16 protein-coding genes are annotated in these 15,796 nt (G+C 62.9%); 10 read left to right on the top strand and 6 right to left on the bottom strand.

Going from position 1 to position 15,796, the window contains the following annotated elements; genetic code table 11:
* The 3 genes from E5W70_RS10845 to E5W70_RS10835 all read right to left on the bottom strand — a co-directional run.
* A partial coding sequence (locus E5W70_RS10845; RefSeq protein WP_292657530.1) for an AAA family ATPase occupies nucleotides 1-570 on the bottom strand: 570 nt, incomplete at its 3' end.
* Between the two features lie 135 nt (nucleotides 571-705).
* Nucleotides 706-1,434 (bottom strand): DsbA family protein, encoded by a 729-nt coding sequence (locus E5W70_RS10840; RefSeq protein WP_292657527.1) that lies wholly within the window; start codon nucleotides 1,432-1,434, stop codon nucleotides 706-708.
* Between the two features lie 129 nt (nucleotides 1,435-1,563).
* Complete coding sequence (locus E5W70_RS10835) at nucleotides 1,564-2,064, bottom strand: DUF721 domain-containing protein (protein WP_292657525.1); 501 nt, start codon at nucleotides 2,062-2,064, stop codon at nucleotides 1,564-1,566.
* Between the two features lie 56 nt (nucleotides 2,065-2,120).
* Between E5W70_RS10835 and mutY the strand changes: the two genes are divergently transcribed.
* Both mutY and E5W70_RS10825 read left to right on the top strand, forming a co-directional pair.
* A complete protein-coding gene (mutY, locus tag E5W70_RS10830; RefSeq protein WP_292657522.1) occupies nucleotides 2,121-3,233 on the top strand; it encodes an A/G-specific adenine glycosylase in 1,113 nt (370 codons plus the stop codon).
* Between the two features lie 11 nt (nucleotides 3,234-3,244).
* Nucleotides 3,245-3,856, top strand: coding sequence for an HAD family phosphatase (locus tag E5W70_RS10825; RefSeq protein ID WP_292657519.1), 612 nt, complete (start codon nucleotides 3,245-3,247; stop codon nucleotides 3,854-3,856).
* Between the two features lie 66 nt (nucleotides 3,857-3,922).
* Here the strand turns inward: E5W70_RS10825 and E5W70_RS10820 are convergent, their stop codons facing one another.
* Nucleotides 3,923-5,056: a site-specific DNA-methyltransferase gene (locus E5W70_RS10820; RefSeq protein ID WP_292657516.1), complete on the bottom strand. Its 1,134-nt coding sequence runs from the start codon at nucleotides 5,054-5,056 to the stop codon at nucleotides 3,923-3,925.
* Between the two features lie 180 nt (nucleotides 5,057-5,236).
* Here E5W70_RS10820 and E5W70_RS10815 point away from each other — a divergent pair, with 180 nt between their 5' ends.
* Nucleotides 5,237-5,926 carry an HAD family phosphatase gene (locus tag E5W70_RS10815; protein ID WP_292657514.1) on the top strand — a complete coding sequence of 230 codons (690 nt, stop codon included), beginning with the start codon at nucleotides 5,237-5,239 and terminating at the stop codon, nucleotides 5,924-5,926.
* A 38-nt stretch (nucleotides 5,927-5,964) separates the two neighbouring features.
* On the opposite strand, the gene E5W70_RS10810 is transcribed toward E5W70_RS10815, so the two are convergent.
* Nucleotides 5,965-6,663 (bottom strand): hypothetical protein, encoded by a 699-nt coding sequence (locus E5W70_RS10810; RefSeq protein WP_292657512.1) that lies wholly within the window; start codon nucleotides 6,661-6,663, stop codon nucleotides 5,965-5,967.
* A gap of 128 nt (nucleotides 6,664-6,791) precedes the next feature.
* Between E5W70_RS10810 and thrC the strand changes: the two genes are divergently transcribed.
* From thrC to E5W70_RS10790, 4 genes are read left to right on the top strand one after another with little or no spacing between them, the layout of a single operon-like run.
* Nucleotides 6,792-8,189, top strand: coding sequence for a threonine synthase (gene thrC / locus E5W70_RS10805; RefSeq protein WP_292657509.1), 1,398 nt, complete (start codon nucleotides 6,792-6,794; stop codon nucleotides 8,187-8,189).
* A gap of 14 nt (nucleotides 8,190-8,203) precedes the next feature.
* Nucleotides 8,204-9,496 (top strand): pitrilysin family protein, encoded by a 1,293-nt coding sequence (locus E5W70_RS10800; RefSeq protein WP_292657506.1) that lies wholly within the window; start codon nucleotides 8,204-8,206, stop codon nucleotides 9,494-9,496.
* Nucleotides 9,497-9,511: 15 nt separating this feature from the next.
* Nucleotides 9,512-10,108 (top strand): GNAT family protein, encoded by a 597-nt coding sequence (locus E5W70_RS10795; RefSeq protein WP_292657505.1) that lies wholly within the window; start codon nucleotides 9,512-9,514, stop codon nucleotides 10,106-10,108.
* A 3-nt stretch (nucleotides 10,109-10,111) separates the two neighbouring features.
* Entirely contained in the window at nucleotides 10,112-13,000 is a 2,889-nt protein-coding gene (locus tag E5W70_RS10790) for an EAL domain-containing protein (RefSeq protein WP_292657502.1), read from the top strand.
* Between the two features lie 23 nt (nucleotides 13,001-13,023).
* Here E5W70_RS10790 and E5W70_RS10785 read toward each other — a convergent pair whose 3' ends face one another.
* Nucleotides 13,024-13,632: a YqgE/AlgH family protein gene (locus tag E5W70_RS10785; protein ID WP_292657500.1), complete on the bottom strand. Its 609-nt coding sequence runs from the start codon at nucleotides 13,630-13,632 to the stop codon at nucleotides 13,024-13,026.
* A gap of 147 nt (nucleotides 13,633-13,779) precedes the next feature.
* On the opposite strand from E5W70_RS10785, the gene E5W70_RS10780 reads away from it, so the two are divergent.
* The 3 genes from E5W70_RS10780 (at nucleotide 13,780) to E5W70_RS10770 (ending at nucleotide 15,796) form a co-directional block, all read left to right on the top strand.
* Complete coding sequence (locus tag E5W70_RS10780) at nucleotides 13,780-14,586, top strand: protein-disulfide reductase DsbD domain-containing protein (protein ID WP_292657497.1); 807 nt, start codon at nucleotides 13,780-13,782, stop codon at nucleotides 14,584-14,586.
* Nucleotides 14,587-14,669: 83 nt separating this feature from the next.
* A complete protein-coding gene (locus E5W70_RS10775; protein ID WP_292657494.1) occupies nucleotides 14,670-15,170 on the top strand; it encodes a peroxiredoxin in 501 nt (166 codons plus the stop codon).
* A gap of 146 nt (nucleotides 15,171-15,316) precedes the next feature.
* Nucleotides 15,317-15,796, top strand: coding sequence for a DUF2938 domain-containing protein (locus tag E5W70_RS10770; RefSeq protein WP_292657492.1), 480 nt, complete (start codon nucleotides 15,317-15,319; stop codon nucleotides 15,794-15,796).

The raw sequence follows: 15,796 nt of genomic DNA, 5'->3' as shown, positions 1-15,796 counted from the left end.
GTTCTGTTCGGCTGCCTTCAGCCGCAGCTCGGCTTCGTGGCGGCGCGTGTGCAGGCCGGAAATTCCGGCTGCCTCTTCCAGGAGCGCGCGGCGCGCCTGCGGCTTTGCCTGGATCAGCTCGCCGATGCGGCCCTGGCCGACCATCGAGGGCGAGCGGGCGCCGGTCGATTGGTCGGCGAACAGCAGCTGAACGTCCTTGGCGCGAGCCTCCTTGCCGTTGATGCGGTAGAGCGAGCCCGCCTCACGCTCGATGCGACGCGAGACCTGCAACTCATCGGCGTCGTTGAAGGCAGACGGCGCGGTGCGGTCGCTATTGTCAAGGAAGAGCGTGACTTCGGCGGTGTTGCGGGCCGGACGCGTTCCCGAGCCGGAAAAGATGACGTCGTCCATGCCGGACGCACGCATGTTCTTGTAGGAGCTTTCGCCCATAACCCAGCGCAGCGCCTCGACCAGGTTCGACTTGCCGCAGCCGTTCGGCCCGACGATGCCTGTCAGGCCGCGTTCGATGACGAACTCGCCGGGTTCTACGAAGGATTTGAAGCCGAGCAGGCGAAGGCGCGAGAACTTCATTCGCGCCTGCCCATCGCCAAGTTTCGCAAAACTGTTCCGCGGTTTTGCGAGGAGAACCCGCGGCAGGACAAAAATCCGCGGCAAGACAAAGAAGTGCGCACGCCGAAGCGACGCCGCTTCGGCGCCGCCGAAACGTCAGAGCAGAGGGTCGATGATGGCCGACATTTCCGCAATCGACATCGCCCCTTTGTAGGTCTTTCCGTTGATGAAAAAGGTCGGTGTGGAATCAACCTTGAATTCGTCGGCGCCGCGCTTCTGGACGGATCTCACATCGTCCAGAAGTTTCTGGTCCGTCAAGCAGGCCTCGAAGGACTCCTGTGTAAAACCGGCAAGCTTGGCGATTTGCAGCAGTGCGTCCTTGGTATTGTTCACACCAACCCAGTTCGCCTGCTGCCTGAACAGCACGTCGACCATCGGGAAATAATTGTCCTTGGAGCAGCGCGCCAGCATGAAACCGGCCTCGGCGCTGGGATCGAACGGAAATTCGCGCAGGATATAGCGGGCCTTGCCGGTATCGATATACTTCGTCTTCAGCTCCGGGAATGTGGTTTCGGCGAAATGCGCGCAGTGCGGGCAGGTCATCGAAGCATATTCGACGATAGTGACCTTTGCGTCGTCCTTGCCGAGCTGCATGTCGGGCAGCGCGCCGGGCTTCAACAAGGCCGCCATATCCACCGTGCCCTGAGCTTCCGGCGCTTTGGCGGCGGCCGGAGCGGCCGGCTTCGCAGGTTCCGCCGGAGCCGCAGGCTTCACATCCTGCGCCTCGGCTTTCTCGCCCGAGTCGCTGCAGGCGGCAAGCAGCGCCACCGCTGGTATTGCGGCCAGCGAAGTCAAAAGGTTTCTGCGGGACAAGGAACGGATCATACGAATCACCTGGCAATAGTTGGATTTTGCAATGCAAAGGCTACAAAAAGCGAGAGTTGGCGCGAATTAAGGCATTACCGCGCCTATTCCAATCGCCAAATCCGGGCATCCCATCACGATAGCGCGAGATCACGGCTTCTTTTGACCGAGAATGGTGGCGCCAAGCCGCTCCAAGGAGGCGCGCAGCCCGCCGTCCTCGATCAAACCGACGGTGCCGGACAGCTTCGCTTTCTCGGCCGCAGTCAATGGCCGCAAACTGGGTTTCGGTTTTTCCTTGCCCGCCATTACCGGCTTCTGCACGATCCTGATCCGGCCGATCGCATTGAAACCGAGGAAGGCATTGACCCGGTTGATGATCTCGCCGGTCTCGTGCTGCAGATGCAGTGCCGCTACACCCTCGCAGGCAATCACCAGCACCGCCGGTTCGAACGGATCGTCCTCGTGCATGCGGCGCGGCCACTGGATCTTTTCCGGGCGCGAGCGGCCGGCAAGCCGCGGCCCGGCAATTTCTTCCCATGACTGGACCAGTCCGATCGACATGCCGGCCCGCTTGCGCAGCACTGGGTCGAGGATCTCGGTTGCGAGATCGCTCACCGGAACGGGATTGCCGAAGGGCCTTTTCCCTGCCATGTGCGTTCTCCAGTCACCAGCTTCAGCACCAATGGATTAGGGCCGACCCTCGATCAATGGCACTGCACGACCAGACCCGCAAGGCCGTATCCGGAGACAATGGCGAGATCGCATCCCGGCTGCTTGGCTGGTACGACGCGCATCACCGCGACCTGCCCTGGCGCGTTCCGCCGCGGGCGCTGGCGGGCGGGGCGCGGCCCGATCCCTATCTGGTCTGGCTTTCCGAGGTGATGCTGCAGCAAACCACGGTCGAGGCGGTAAAATCCTATTTTCGGGCTTTCGTGCAGAAATGGCCAACGGTCGAGGCACTGGCGGCGGCACCGACCGAAGACGTCATGAAGGCCTGGGCCGGGCTCGGCTATTATTCCCGCGCTCGTAACCTCAAAGCCTGTGCCGATCTCGTCGCGCGGCAAGGCGGCCGCTTTCCGGACAGCGAGTCCGGCTTGAGGGAACTGCCAGGCATCGGCGCCTATACGGCGGCGGCGATCGCAGCGATCGCCTTCGACCAACCAGCCGCGGTCGTCGACGGCAATGTCGAACGGGTGGTCTCACGGCTGTTTTCGATCGCCACGCCGCTGGGCGAAGCCAAGGGCGAGATACGCGGCCGGGTCGAACGCATGGTTCCCCCGACAAGGCCCGGCGATTTCGCGCAGGCGATGATGGACCTGGGCGCGACGATCTGCACGCCGCGCCGGCCCCGCTGCATGCTCTGCCCCGTTTGCGAGGATTGCAACGCCACAATCTCGGGCGACCCCGAACGCTTTCCGGTCCGCCTGCCCAAGGCCGAAAGACCCTTACGCCGCGGTGCCGCCTTCGTTGCCGTCCGGGGCGACGGCGCCGTGCTTTTGCGCAAGCGCATCGAAAAGGGCCTCCTCGGCGGCATGACTGAGGTGCCGACGACCGGCTGGACGGCGCGCATCGACGGCGCCACCACGGAAGCGGCAGCTCCGTTCCCCGGCAATTGGCGGCAGGCCGGACGCATCGGCCATGTCTTTACCCATTTTGCGCTTGAACTCGACGTGTTCAAGGCGGAGACCGACAGTGCCGCCCCCGCCGGGCATTTCTGGTCGCTGGTCCATGAAATTTCCGGGGAAGCGCTGCCGAGCGTCATGAAAAAGGTAATCGAAGCGGCGATACCGGGCGCGACGAAGAAGCAGCGGCCGCGTTGAAAGAGAGAAGAATGACTGAAATCCGCCACATCGTTTTCGACATCGGCAAAGTGCTGATCCACTATGATCCGGACCTGCCCTTCAGTCGCTTGATCCCCGATCCCGACGAACGGAAATGGTTCTTCGACAATGTCTGCACGCATGATTGGAACATCGAGCAGGATCGCGGCCGCAGTTGGGAAGAGGCCGAAGCGCTGGCGATCGCGCAATATCCCGAGCACGCGGAAAATATCCGCAATTTCCGCCGGCACTGGCACGAGATGGTGCCTCACGCCTATGAGGACAGCGTCGCCATCATGATCGGCCTGATCGAGAGCGGCCACGACGTGACGATGCTGACCAATTTCGCTGCGGATACGCTTGCCGAGGCCCGCGAGCGCTTCGATTTCCTCAATCGGCCGCGCGGCGTCACCGTTTCCGGCGACATCCACCAGATCAAGCCGGATCGCGCCATCTACGATCACCACGTCGCCGCGTTCGGCCTCGAACCGTCAGCCACGCTGTTCATCGACGACAGCCCGAAGAATGTCGACGGTGCCAAGGCGGCCGGCTGGCAATCGGTGCTGTTCACCGACGCCCAGACGCTTAAGGCAGACCTTGAGCGCCTTGGGATCAAAGTGTGATTTGAATCGGTTCCAGGGAGTTGGTTGAGCCTTCGCATTAACCGATCTGTCGCAACTCGGAAGCCGTCAGGCCCCTGCCCGTTCCATGCCCAGGCGTGCAATGCGGCGAAGCTCGTCGATCGGGGTCAGGCCGCCGCTGCGCTCATAATGCCAGAAGGTCCATCCGTTGCAGGCGTCCAGCCCCTGCACTTGTGCGCCGATCTTGTGGATCGACCCGGCACTGTCGCCGATCGCCAGCGTGCCGTCGGCACGCACCTTTGCCGCCCAGCGCTTCTTGGCGTCGTAGAGCGTGGCGCCGGGCGCCACCAGGCCATTGTCGAGAAGCGTGACGAATGCGACGCGCGGCTCAGCCCGCTTGCCGGTTAGTACCGTCAAATTGGCGCCTTCCAGCGGCCGGACCGCATCGATACGTTCCATGGCGGCATCGATATAGGTTTGTTCGCGCTCGATGCCGACGAAGTGGCGGCCAAGCCGCCTGGCCACAGCCCCGGTGGTACCTGAACCGAAGAACGGGTCGAGCACGATGTCGCCCGGCCTGGTCGAGGCCGTCATGATGCGGGCGAGCAACGCTTCCGGCTTCTGCGTCGGATGCAATTTGTCACCATGGTCGTTCTTCAGGCGCTCGCCGCCGGTGCAGATCGGAAACAGCCAGTCCGAGCGCATCTGGACGTCGTCGTTCGATGCCTTCAGCGCCTCGTAGTTGAAAGTGTAGCCCTTACCCTTCTGGTCGCGAGAGGCCCAGATCATCGTCTCGTGGGCATTCTGGAAACGGCGGCCACGGAAATTGGGCATTGGATTGGTTTTGCGCCAGACGACGTCGTTGAGGATCCAGAAGCCCAGGTCCTGCATCTTGGCGCCGACCCTGAAAATATTGTGGTAGGAGCCGATGACCCAGATCGTGCCGTTGGGCTTCAACACGCGGCGCGCCGCCAGCAGCCAGGCGCGGGTGAAGGCGTCGTAGGCCTCAAAACTGTCGAACTGGTCCCAATGGTCGTCGACGGCATCGACCTTGGATTGGTCGGGCCGGTGCAGATCGCCATCGAGCTGCAGATTGTAGGGCGGATCGGCGAAGATCACGTCAATCGACTTTTCCGGCAGCCGTTCGAGCGCGGCGACGCAGTCGCCCTTCAGGATCGTATCCAGCCACTCGGATTGCTGGGGAGCATCGGAAAGCTCGTCGAGAAGACGCACGGCAGACATTGTGACACCCAAGGCACGCGTTACTGTTTACTGTCCGTTATGGTTACCGATCAGCGTAAATATTCAGTGAAGCAGACTGCCGAATTTGCGAAGCCCGGCTTGTTGGTGTATGCCGCGCCGCCTGAGCCGTTTGGACCAAAGGGCCCTCGGCATTCCCTTCATCCCGCTTTCCGGATCACCATGCCCCAGCCAGATCTTGTCATCTTCGATTGCGACGGCGTGCTCGTCGATTCCGAAATCATCGCCGCGCGTATCGATGCCGAGCTTTTGACCTCGGCCGGCTACGAGATATCGGCCGAGGAGATTTCCGAGGTCTATGCCGGGTTGACTTTCAAGGACATCATGATGCGGGTCGAGGAAAAGTCCCGGATCCCGTTCCAGGCCTCCCTGATCGACAAGGAGGAACAGCTGGTCGATCGCCGACTGCGCAGCGACGTGCGTGCCATCGACGGGGCGCACGAAGCTGTCGCCGCGGTAGCAGTGCCGCGCTGCGTCTGTTCGAATTCGCGTTCGGAGCGGATCGAATTCATGCTGGAGAAGGTGCAGCTTTTGCCGTTCTTTGCCGGTCGTATCTTTTCCTCGCTGGAAACCCCGACCGGGAAGACCAAGCCGGCGCCGGACGTGTTTCGGTTCGCCGCGGAAAAGCTCCAGGCCGATCCTGCGAACACCTTTGTCATCGAGGATTCCGTGCATGGCGTCACCGGCGCCAAGACGGCGGGAATGCGCGTAATCGGCTTCACCGGCGCGGCGCACAGCTATCCCGGCCACGCCGATGCGCTGACCGAGGCCGGCGCGGAAACGGTCATCCGCCGCTGGGCGGAACTGAAAAGCGTGATCGCCGCGCTGTCGGAATGGTCGGCGGACGCCTGAGAGGCCGCCTCCAACCGCCCTGGCGCGAATGCACCGGCTCAGTTGGTCGCGGCGGCTTTCTTCTTCTTCGGCTTGTCTGTCGCTACTTTCGGAGCGCCCTCGTCATACCCGGCATATGCCTGGTAGTCCCGCGCCGTCGGCTCCGGAACGACGACGTTGGAATCGGTGAAGACGAACTGCGTGGCACTCGAAGGATCGGTAACCTGGACCTGATAGGAGTGAAGCTGCGAATAGAGAACTTCGGTGCCGTGCATCACCGCGATGCGGATCGGCATGGTGATGGTGCCGGGGGTAAACATCGGGCCAGGCACGACCTTGCCGGCGACGGCTATCTTCATCGACAAGGAGCCGTTGGCGCGGCTGCAGTCGCGGGTCACATCGGTGATCGAAGCCTGATAAATGATCTTGGCGGAATCGTCCGGCTGATCGACGCCTGCCGCGTCCGCTGCCGGCTGGGCGGCTTCCTCGGCGGCGACCTCGGTTTTCTTCTTCGGCTTCGGACCGCTCTTGGCGTAGGTATTGAAGAAGGCGGTGCCGTCACGCAACGTCACTTTCGGACAATAGGCCTGCAGCTGGCTGGAAAGCACCTTGGGGTCGGGTGGCGGTGGCGGTGTCGTGTCCTTCTTGCCGAAGCCGAGAATGCCATTGTCGCTCGATTGGCAGCCTGCGGCGGCAAGCATAAAGCCGGTGAGCGCCAGACCCGCGACAAAACGACCGTTGAATGAATGAAACGCCATGAACTGCACTTCCCTCTCGCAAAGCCGGTGACGTATATCAACCGCGCGGCAAAAATGCGACTGAGCCAGCGCAGAAATCCACCACCTTGCGGCGGGCCAAAATTCCCGACAACAATGGAAACGTGACGATGCAATATGTGAGTACCCGCGGGGAAGCGCCCGCGCTTGGATTTTCCGACGCGGTGCTGGCCGGGCTGGCGCGCGACGGCGGGCTCTACCTGCCGAGCGCCTGGCCGCAATTTTCCCTAGCCGAGATCCGCGCCATGCGCGGCCTTGCCTATCCCGACCTTGCCATCCGTGTGCTGTCGCCGTTCCTCGGTGGCGAGATCGCGGCGCCGGTGTTCGAACGGCTGATGCGCGAAGCCTATGCGACCTTCCGCCATGAGGCCGTCTGCCCGCTGGTGCAGACCGGGCCGAACAGCTTCGTGCTCGAGCTCTTCCACGGCCCGACGCTCGCGTTCAAGGACGTGGCGATGCAGCTTCTTGCACGGCTGATGGACCATGTGCTGGCCGAGCGTGACCAGCGCGCCACCATTGTCGGCGCCACCTCCGGCGACACCGGGGGGGCCGCCATCGATGCCTTTGCCGGGCGCAACCGCACCGATATCTTCGTGCTTTTCCCGCACGGCCGCGTCTCGCCGGTACAGCAGCGGCAGATGACGACCTCGACCGCGGCAAACGTCCACGCGTTGGCGATCGAAGGCAATTTCGACGACTGCCAGGGCCTGGTGAAGGACATGTTCAACGACCACGGTTTTCGCGACCGGGTATCGCTGTCCGGCGTCAACTCGATCAACTGGGCCCGCATCATGGCCCAGATCGTCTATTATTTCTCCTCCGCGCTGTCGCTGGGCGCGCCCGACAGGCTGGTTTCCTTCACCGTGCCAACCGGCAATTTCGGCGACATCTTCGCCGGCTATGCCGCCAAGAAAATGGGGCTGCCGATCGAACGGCTGATCATCGCAACCAACGACAACGATATTCTGGCGCGCACGCTGGCGACCGGCGAATACCGCATGAAGGGGGTTTTTTCGACCACCTCGCCTTCGATGGACATCCAGGTCTCTTCCAATTTCGAGCGCTTGCTGTTCGAGGCAGCCGGCCGCGATGCCTCGACCGTGCGGCGCTACATGGACGGGCTTAAGCAGTCCGACGCCTTCACCATCGAGGCCGGCGAAATCGCCAAGATCCGCTCCGAATTCGACGCCGGCCGCGCCACCATGGACGAGGTCGCCGCCACCATCCGCACCACACTTGCGGCGAGCGGCTATCTGCTCGACCCGCACACGGCCGCGGCCGTGCATGTGGCCGCCGGCAAGGCTGCGGGTGAGGTGCCGATGGTGGTGCTGGGCACTGCACACCCGGCAAAGTTTCCCGCCGCCGTCGAAGCCGCCAGTGGCGTGTCGCCTGCCCTGCCTGCATGGCTAGGCGGGTTGATGAGCGCCGAGGAAAAATACACGGTACTTCCATCCGACCTGAAAATGGTGGAAGATTATCTCGGCCGCCACACGCGGGCGGCGCGTTAGGGAGTAATTGCCATATGGGTGTTGAGGTAAGCCGTCTGTCGAACGGCCTGACAGTCGCCACCGAAACCCTTCCAAGCCTCGAATCTGTTGCCCTTGGCGCCTGGGTCAAGTCGGGCGCACGCAACGAGCGTGACGAAGAGCACGGAATGGCGCACTTGCTCGAGCACATGGCTTTCAAGGGCACCAGGCGGCGAAGCGCCTTCGAGATCGCCTCGGAGATCGAGGACGTCGGCGGCGAGATCAATGCCGCCACCAGCGTCGAGACGACCTCCTATTATGCAAGGGTTCTGAGCGACGACGTGCCGCTGGCGGTCGATATCCTCTCCGACATCCTGCAGGAATCCGAATTCGATCCGCAGGAGCTGGAGCGCGAGCAGCATGTGATTCTGCAGGAGATCGGCGCCGCGCACGATACGCCCGACGATGTCGTTTTCGATCACTTTACCGAGACCGCCTTTCGCCACCAGACTATCGGCCGCTCGATTCTCGGCACGCCGGAAACCGTCAAATCCTTCACTTCGAAGCAGCTGCACGACTTCATCGAACGACAGTACGGCGCCGAGAACATGGTGATGGTGGCGGCCGGCGATATCAAGCACGACGATTTCGTGCGCGAGGTCGAAAAGCGTCTCGGCAGCTTCCGCGGCAAGGCCGACGGCACCATCCCGCAATATGCGCAGTATGTCGGCGGCGATTTTCGCGAGGACCGCGACCTGATGGACGCGCAGATCGTGCTGGGTTTCGAGGGCCGCGCCTATCACGTCCGCGATTTCTATGCCTCTCAGGTCCTTTCGATGATCCTGGGCGGCGGCATGTCGTCGCGACTTTTCCAGGAAGTGCGCGAAAAACGCGGGCTGTGCTATTCGGTCTATGCCTTCCATTGGGGTTTTTCCGATACCGGCGTCTTCGGGGTCCATGCGGCGACCGGACAAAGCGATATTGCCGAGCTGGTGCCTGTGATCATCGACGAGCTGCAAAAGGCCGGTGAAAACATCCTGCAGGAGGAGCTCGACCGGGCGCGTGCCCAATACCGCGCCGGGCTGATCATGTCGGCCGAGAGCCCGGCGAGCCGCGCCTCGCAGATCGCCAGGCAGTTGCTTCTGTTCGGCAGGCCGATCGCCAAGGAAGAGCTGATGGAGCGGCTGTCGGCGTTGACTGTCGAGCGGCTGACGGATCTGTCGTCTCGGCTTTTTTCGACCAAGCCGACGCTTACAGCCGTCGGGCCGGTGGGTACACTCGCGCCCTATGAAGCGATCCTCGATTCGCTTTCGGGCACGCAGACCACTGCCCGCAAGCTCGCCGTCTAAGCCTATTCGAGCGTCGTGTTCGCGCTCCCTTTCTTTCGCCGCGACCTGCCGGCACTGAAGGGCGACCTTGTCACGCTGCGCGTACCGCTGACCAACGACTATCGCGAGTGGTCGGTGCTGCGCGGCGAAAGCCGCGCCTTTCTTGAGCCGTGGGAACCGCGATGGACCCCTGACGAGCTCGACCGAACGGCGTGGCGGCATCGTATCGGCCGCTACCGCGAGGACTACGCGCAGGGGACGGCGATCGCCTTCTTCATCTTCGAGAAAAGCAGCGGCAAGCTGGCCGGCGGTATCACCCTCGGCAATATCCGCCACGGGGTCGCCCAAAGCGGCCATATCGGCTACTGGATCGGCGAGCGCTTCAGCGGACGCGGCCTGATGACTGATGCCGTCAAGGTGGTGACGCGTTTCGCCTTCGAAACGCTGCGGTTGCACCGGATCGAAGCTGCCTGTATCCCCGATAACGCCCGGTCGATCCGCGTGCTTGAAAAAGCCGGATTCCGGCGCGAAGGACTGCTACGATCCTATCTCAGGATCAACGGCATCTGGCAGGACCATTACCTATACGCCCGAATCGCGGACGATCCGCCGGGCGTTGGAACAAAGGACTGATTTTTGACGAATTTTCTGCGCAACGGGTCGCTGCTTGCCTTTATGCTGGCGGCAATCGTCACGCTCTGCGCGGCATCCTCGGCGTTTGCCGTCGAACCGATCAAGATTGCCCGCGACGACGTGGCGCTCGACCTTTCGGGCGCCGTCGAAATCTACCGCAACCAAGGCGAGAATTTCCAGGTCTCGACGGCACCCGGCCCGGACGGCATCGTGCGGCGCATCGAGGTCGAGGCCAATGACGCACGCTCGACCGGCGACTGGGCGGTGTTCGCGCTCGCTAACACCACCGACCAGCAGCTCGACAGGCTGATTGTCGCGCCGCATTTCCGGCTGGTGAATTCCGGCCTGTTCTGGCCGGATCTCGGCTCGACACGTATCGCCGCGATCACGCCCAGCGAAGGCTTTGCGCTCGACCGCCAGACCAGCCCCGACGCCGACGTGTTCCGGGTGACGCTCAACCCCGGAACGGTGATTACCTTCATCGCCGAACTCGCCTCGCCCAAGCTGCCGCAGGTCTATCTGTGGGACCCTGAATCCTACAAGGACTCGGTCAATTCCTACACGCTGTTTCGTGGCATCGTCATCGGCATCGCCGGCCTGCTGGCGCTATTCCTGACCATTCTTTTCGTCGTCAAGGGGACCTCGATGTTCCCGGCAACGGCGGCCCTGGCCTGGGCGGTGCTTGCCTATATCTGCGTCGATTTCGGCTTTCTCAACAAGATAATAGAAATCTCGCCGGGCAATGAGCAGATGTGGCGCGCCGGAACGGAGGTGGCGCTTGCGGCGACCTTCGTGGTGTTCCTGTTTGCCTATCTCAACCTCAACCGGTGGCACGGCCATTTCAGCTACGGCGCACTGGTCTGGATTCTCGGGCTGGTGCTGATCGCCGGCGTCGCCATCATCGATCCGGCGGTTGCCGCCGGCATTGCCAGGCTGTCCTTCGCCGCCACCGCGCTGACCGGGCTCGGCCTGATCATCTTCCTCGGCATCCGCGGTTACGACCGCGCCATCATGCTGGTGCCCAGTTGGGTGATGGTTCTGCTATGGCTATGCGGATCGTGGATGGCGATCACAGGCATGCTCGACAACGATATCGCCCAGCCGGCGCTGGGCGGCGGGCTGATCCTCATCATCCTGCTGATCGGCTTCACCGTGATGCAGCACGCTTTTGCCGGCGGCGCCCTGCATCAGGGCCTGTTCTCCGACCTCGAGCGCCAGGCGTTGGCCGTTGCCGGATCGGGCGATACTGTGTGGGACTGGGACGTGCTGCGCGACCGCGTCGTCACTCGTCCCGACGTAAGCATCCAGCTCGGCCTTGCGCCCAACAGCCTCGGCGGCCCAGCCCGCAACTGGCTACCGGTGCTGCATGCCGACGACCGCGACACGTTTCGTACGACGCTCGACGTCGTGCTCGAGCACCGGCGCGGCCGGGTGTCGCAAAACTTCCGCCTGCGCGGCGCCGACGGGCATTATCACTGGTTTGCGCTGCGCGCCCGGCCGGTGATCGGCTCGGACGGCGAGGTCATCCGCTGCGTCGGCACCATGGTCGACGTGACGGAGCAGAAGAAGTCCGAGGAACGGCTGCTGCATGACGCCGTGCACGACAATCTGACGGGCTTGCCCAACCGCGAGCTGTTCATGAACCGGCTGGAGGCGATCATTTCGATCGCCCGCACCGAAGAGAAGGTGCGCCCGACCGTCTTCGTCATCGACATCGACCGCTTCAAGCAGGTCAATGACGGGCTCGGCATCTCGGCCGGCGACACCATCCTTTTGACCATCGCGCGGCGGCTGCACCGGCTGCTCAAGCCGAAGGATTCGCTGTCGCGCTTTGCCGGCGACCAGTTCGCGCTGATGCTTTTGTCGGAGCAGGATCCGGCTCGCATCGCGGCCATTGCCGATGCCATCAAGCACGCCATCAACAACCCGATCACCTTCGCCAAGCGCGAGATCGTGCTGACCGCCTCGATCGGGCTGATCACCTGGACCTCCACGCAGACCTCGGCCGAGGACATGGTCAAGGATGCTGAGCTCGCCATGCATCAAGCCAAGCGCTTCGGCGGCGACAGGATCGAGCCTTTCCGGCCTGCCTTCCGCACGGTCGGCACCGACCGGCTGCAGTTCGAGTCCGACCTGCGCCGCGCCATCGAGCGACGCGAATTCACGCTTGCCTATCAGCCGATCGTGCGGCTGGAGGACGGCAGCGTTGCCGGCTTCGAAGCGTTGCTGCGCTGGGACCATCCGCGGCGTGGCATGATCCCGCCGGCGGATTTCATCCCGGTCGCCGAAAACTGCGGCCTTATCGTGCAGCTTGGGCTATTCGCCATGCAGCAGGCTGCCGAAGACCTGGCGGGATGGCAAAAGCAGATCGGCGATGCGCCGCTGTCGGTCTCGGTCAATCTGTCCAGCCGTCAGCTCATCCGCCGCGACCTGGTCAGCGACGTCCGCTCGGTGATCGCGCGGGCCAATCTGAAACCGCGCTGCTTCCGGCTCGAACTCACAGAATCGCTGGTAATGGACAATCCCGAGCAGACCGCTCATGTGCTGACCAAGCTAAAGCAGCTTGGCATCGGCCTGTCGCTGGACGATTTCGGCACCGGCTATTCATCGCTGGCCTATCTGACGCGCTTTCCGTTCGACACCATCAAGATCGACAAGAGCTTCGTCGACGACGCGACGCCGAAACGCGCGGTGCTGCTCAAATCCATGGTCAATATGGCGCATGAACTCGGCCTGTCGGTTGTCGCCGAAGGCATTTCGGACGAGAGCGATGCGCTGGAGTTGCGGCAGATGGGCTGCGAATACGTGCAGAGCTTCATGTTCGGCGCGCCGATGCCGGGCGACCAGGTGCTGAAGACGCTGAAGGAACAGTACCCGCTCACTCAAGCGTGACAAGTTTCGGGACGTGATGAGGCTCAGGCGTGACCGGCAGCCAGGCTGAGATGCGCGAGATCGATGCCGATCGAGGCAAGAATCCGGTCGTATTTGCGGTCGATGTCGGCGTCGAACAGAAGCTCGGCACTTGCCGGGCAAGTCAGCCAGCCATTCTCGACGATCTCGTTTTCAAGCTGGCCCGCACCCCAGCCGGCATAACCGAGCGCCATCAGCGCCCGCCGGGGTCCGCGGCCGGAGGAGATGGCGCGCAATATGTCGACGGTCGCGGTCAGGCAGACGTCGTCGGACACGGCGAGCGAGGATTCCACCCGGTAGTCGCCCGAATGCAGGACGAAGCCGCGGCTGCGATCCACCGGTCCGCCATTGCGCACGACGAAGTCGCGCGCCGGCGGTGGCAGGCGGATCGCCTCCATCTCATTCATGATGCCAAGTTGTACGAGCAGGTCCGGAAACAGCATCTGCTGCGTCTGGTTGATGATCAGCCCCATCGCGCCCTCGTCGCTGTGCGCGCAAATGTAGATGACAGAGCGCGTGAAGCGGTCGTCCTTCATGCCGGGCATGGCAATCAGGAACTGGTCGTCGAGAAAGCCGGGTCCTGCGGCCGTCCTTTTATGGCGCAACAAATCCATGGCCACAGCGTAACGCGTTTCCGAAGCGTCGAAAAGATGGGCGGCGCCCGATTTGATCAGGCTCGTAAATCGAAGGTCACGCAAATATGATGCCGGCCGCGTCATGAAATCATTGTGCGGCCATCAACGGACGATCAAATCACCGTCATGCAAAGCTTGAAAATCCTGCTGCTTAGTGTGGCCATTGGATCGGCGACCGGCCTCCCAGCCTCAGCCTCCTCGTCGGCCTGGTACAACAGCGAAGGCGGCAGGGTGCGACTGGTAACGAGCGGCAAAGCCGACGAGGCCGGACGTCTCCAGGGCGTCCTCGACATTGCGCTGAAGCCCGGCTGGAAAACCTATTGGCGCGATCCGGGCGATGCAGGCGTGCCGCCACAGATCGACGTCTCGGCCAGCACCAACATTGCCGACGCGACGCTTTCGTTTCCGCCGCCGCAGCGCCATGACGACGGCTATGGCAAATGGGCCGGCTACGACCACCCGGTTTCGTTGCCGGTGACGTTCACGCTTGCCGCGCCCGGCCAGCCGGCCGTCATCGATGCGGATATCTTCCTCGGCATTTGCGAAACCATCTGCATCCCGGTGCAGACGAGGCTGACCGTCGATCCCGGCGCCGATCCGGACAACGCCGAGGACGCGGCGCTGGTCAAGGCAGGCCTTGCCACCCTGCCCGCCACGGCAACGCCCGATTTCGGCATAAACGTACTGCCGGGCGACCACGAAACGCTGATTGTCGAAGCGAGCCTTCCGGGCAGCCCCGAGGGCGCCGACTTCTTCGTTGCTGGCGAACGCGACTACATGTTCGGTGCCCCGGCGCGCAGCGAAAAGGATGGCAAGCTGATCTTTACTGTGCCGATCCTCGACAGGCCGTCGACAACGCCAACCGACGGCGGCCTGCACTATACACTGACAAGTGCCGCTGGCGCGGTCGAAGGCCTGCTGCCTTTTCCGTGATGCCAACGTCTGGACGGTTGCCGGGCGCGCCTTAGTTCGCTATCGCAAGGACACTCCCTTTCCATTCTCAAGCGAGGACCATCATGACGATCTCCGTTGGCGACAAACTGCCCGATGCGACCTTCAAGACAATGACCGCCGACGGTGCAAAGCCGATCACGACCGGCGAGATATTCTCAGGAAAGACGGTCGTGCTGTTTGGGGTTCCAGGCGCTTTCACGCCAACCTGCAGCAACAATCATCTGCCCGGCTACCTGGATAATTACGACGCCATCCTGGCGCGCGGCGTCGACACTATCGCCGTTGTCTCGGTCAACGATGTTCACGTCATGGGGGCTTGGGCCCGCTTCAGCGGCGGTGAAGGCAAAATCCTTTATCTTGCCGACGGTAATGGCGATTTCGCCAAATCGGTCGGCCTCGACGCCGACCTCTCCAGCGGCGGCATGGGGCTGCGCTCGAAGCGTTTTTCGATGATCGTCGATGACGGCAAGGTCACCGCGCTCAATGTCGAGACAAAGCCCGGCGTCGACGAATCCGGTGCGGCTCACATTCTCGGACAGCTTTCCGTCTTGGCGACAGCCTAGGCCAGGGACGCGGCGGGCGCCTTCGGGCGCTCAGCGTCCAAAGGACGCTGACTTTTGCATTGGCGCATGATCCTTCCGAAAGCCGACCCGGTTTTCGGGGCCATGCGTCGGCCCTTCGGGACAGCTTGCTTTTGGGGACCTCGATCATGTCTGACATCGTCTGGCGCAGCGTCGCGATCGGCATCGGCGCAACCGCGCTTATGGATGTGTGGGCGATTTTCCTGAACAAGGCCTTTGCCCAACCGCGACCGAACTGGGGGCTGGTCGGCCGCTGGGTCTGGCATCTCAGGGAAGGCAAGGTCTTCCATGACGACATTGGCGAGGCCTCGCCCTACGCGCATGAATCGGCGCTTGGCTGGGCCTTTCATTACGCTGTCGGCATCGTCTACGGCATCATTCTGGTCGTGCTGGCCGGAACGGCCTGGCTCACCGCGCCGACCTTCCTGCCGGCCTTTATCCTCGGCATGGTCACCGTCGGCGCTGGTTGGTTCCTGCTGTCTCCCGGCATGGGTGCCGGCTGGGCCGCTTCGAAGCGGCCCAATCCGATGCAGGTCCGCGCCCTCAATCTTGTCTCGCACACGGTGTTCGCAATCGGACTGTTCGGCACCGCCCTGCTGATCCGCTGA

This window comes from Mesorhizobium sp., from assembly GCF_005063415.1.
In the GTDB taxonomy this organism is placed as follows: Bacteria; Pseudomonadota; Alphaproteobacteria; order Rhizobiales; family Rhizobiaceae; genus Mesorhizobium.
This window is presented reverse-complemented; position numbering and strand designations above follow the sequence as displayed.

Excerpts from the sequence above, each read along its gene's own strand:
- E5W70_RS10840 (WP_292657527.1), bottom strand. The coding sequence starts at position 1,434 with ATGATCCGTTCCTTGTCCCGCAGAAACCTTTTGACTTCGCTGGCCGCA.
- E5W70_RS10835 (WP_292657525.1), bottom strand. The coding sequence starts at position 2,064 with ATGGCAGGGAAAAGGCCCTTCGGCAATCCCGTTCCGGTGAGCGATCTC.
- mutY (WP_292657522.1), top strand. The coding sequence starts at position 2,121 with ATGGCACTGCACGACCAGACCCGCAAGGCCGTATCCGGAGACAATGGC.
- E5W70_RS10825 (WP_292657519.1), top strand. The coding sequence starts at position 3,245 with ATGACTGAAATCCGCCACATCGTTTTCGACATCGGCAAAGTGCTGATC.
- E5W70_RS10820 (WP_292657516.1), bottom strand. The coding sequence starts at position 5,056 with ATGTCTGCCGTGCGTCTTCTCGACGAGCTTTCCGATGCTCCCCAGCAA.
- E5W70_RS10815 (WP_292657514.1), top strand. The coding sequence starts at position 5,237 with ATGCCCCAGCCAGATCTTGTCATCTTCGATTGCGACGGCGTGCTCGTC.
- E5W70_RS10810 (WP_292657512.1), bottom strand. The coding sequence starts at position 6,663 with ATGGCGTTTCATTCATTCAACGGTCGTTTTGTCGCGGGTCTGGCGCTC.
- thrC (WP_292657509.1), top strand. The coding sequence starts at position 6,792 with ATGCAATATGTGAGTACCCGCGGGGAAGCGCCCGCGCTTGGATTTTCC.
- E5W70_RS10800 (WP_292657506.1), top strand. The coding sequence starts at position 8,204 with ATGGGTGTTGAGGTAAGCCGTCTGTCGAACGGCCTGACAGTCGCCACC.
- E5W70_RS10785 (WP_292657500.1), bottom strand. The coding sequence starts at position 13,632 with ATGGATTTGTTGCGCCATAAAAGGACGGCCGCAGGACCCGGCTTTCTC.
- E5W70_RS10780 (WP_292657497.1), top strand. The coding sequence starts at position 13,780 with ATGCAAAGCTTGAAAATCCTGCTGCTTAGTGTGGCCATTGGATCGGCG.
- E5W70_RS10775 (WP_292657494.1), top strand. The coding sequence starts at position 14,670 with ATGACGATCTCCGTTGGCGACAAACTGCCCGATGCGACCTTCAAGACA.
- E5W70_RS10770 (WP_292657492.1), top strand. The coding sequence starts at position 15,317 with ATGTCTGACATCGTCTGGCGCAGCGTCGCGATCGGCATCGGCGCAACC.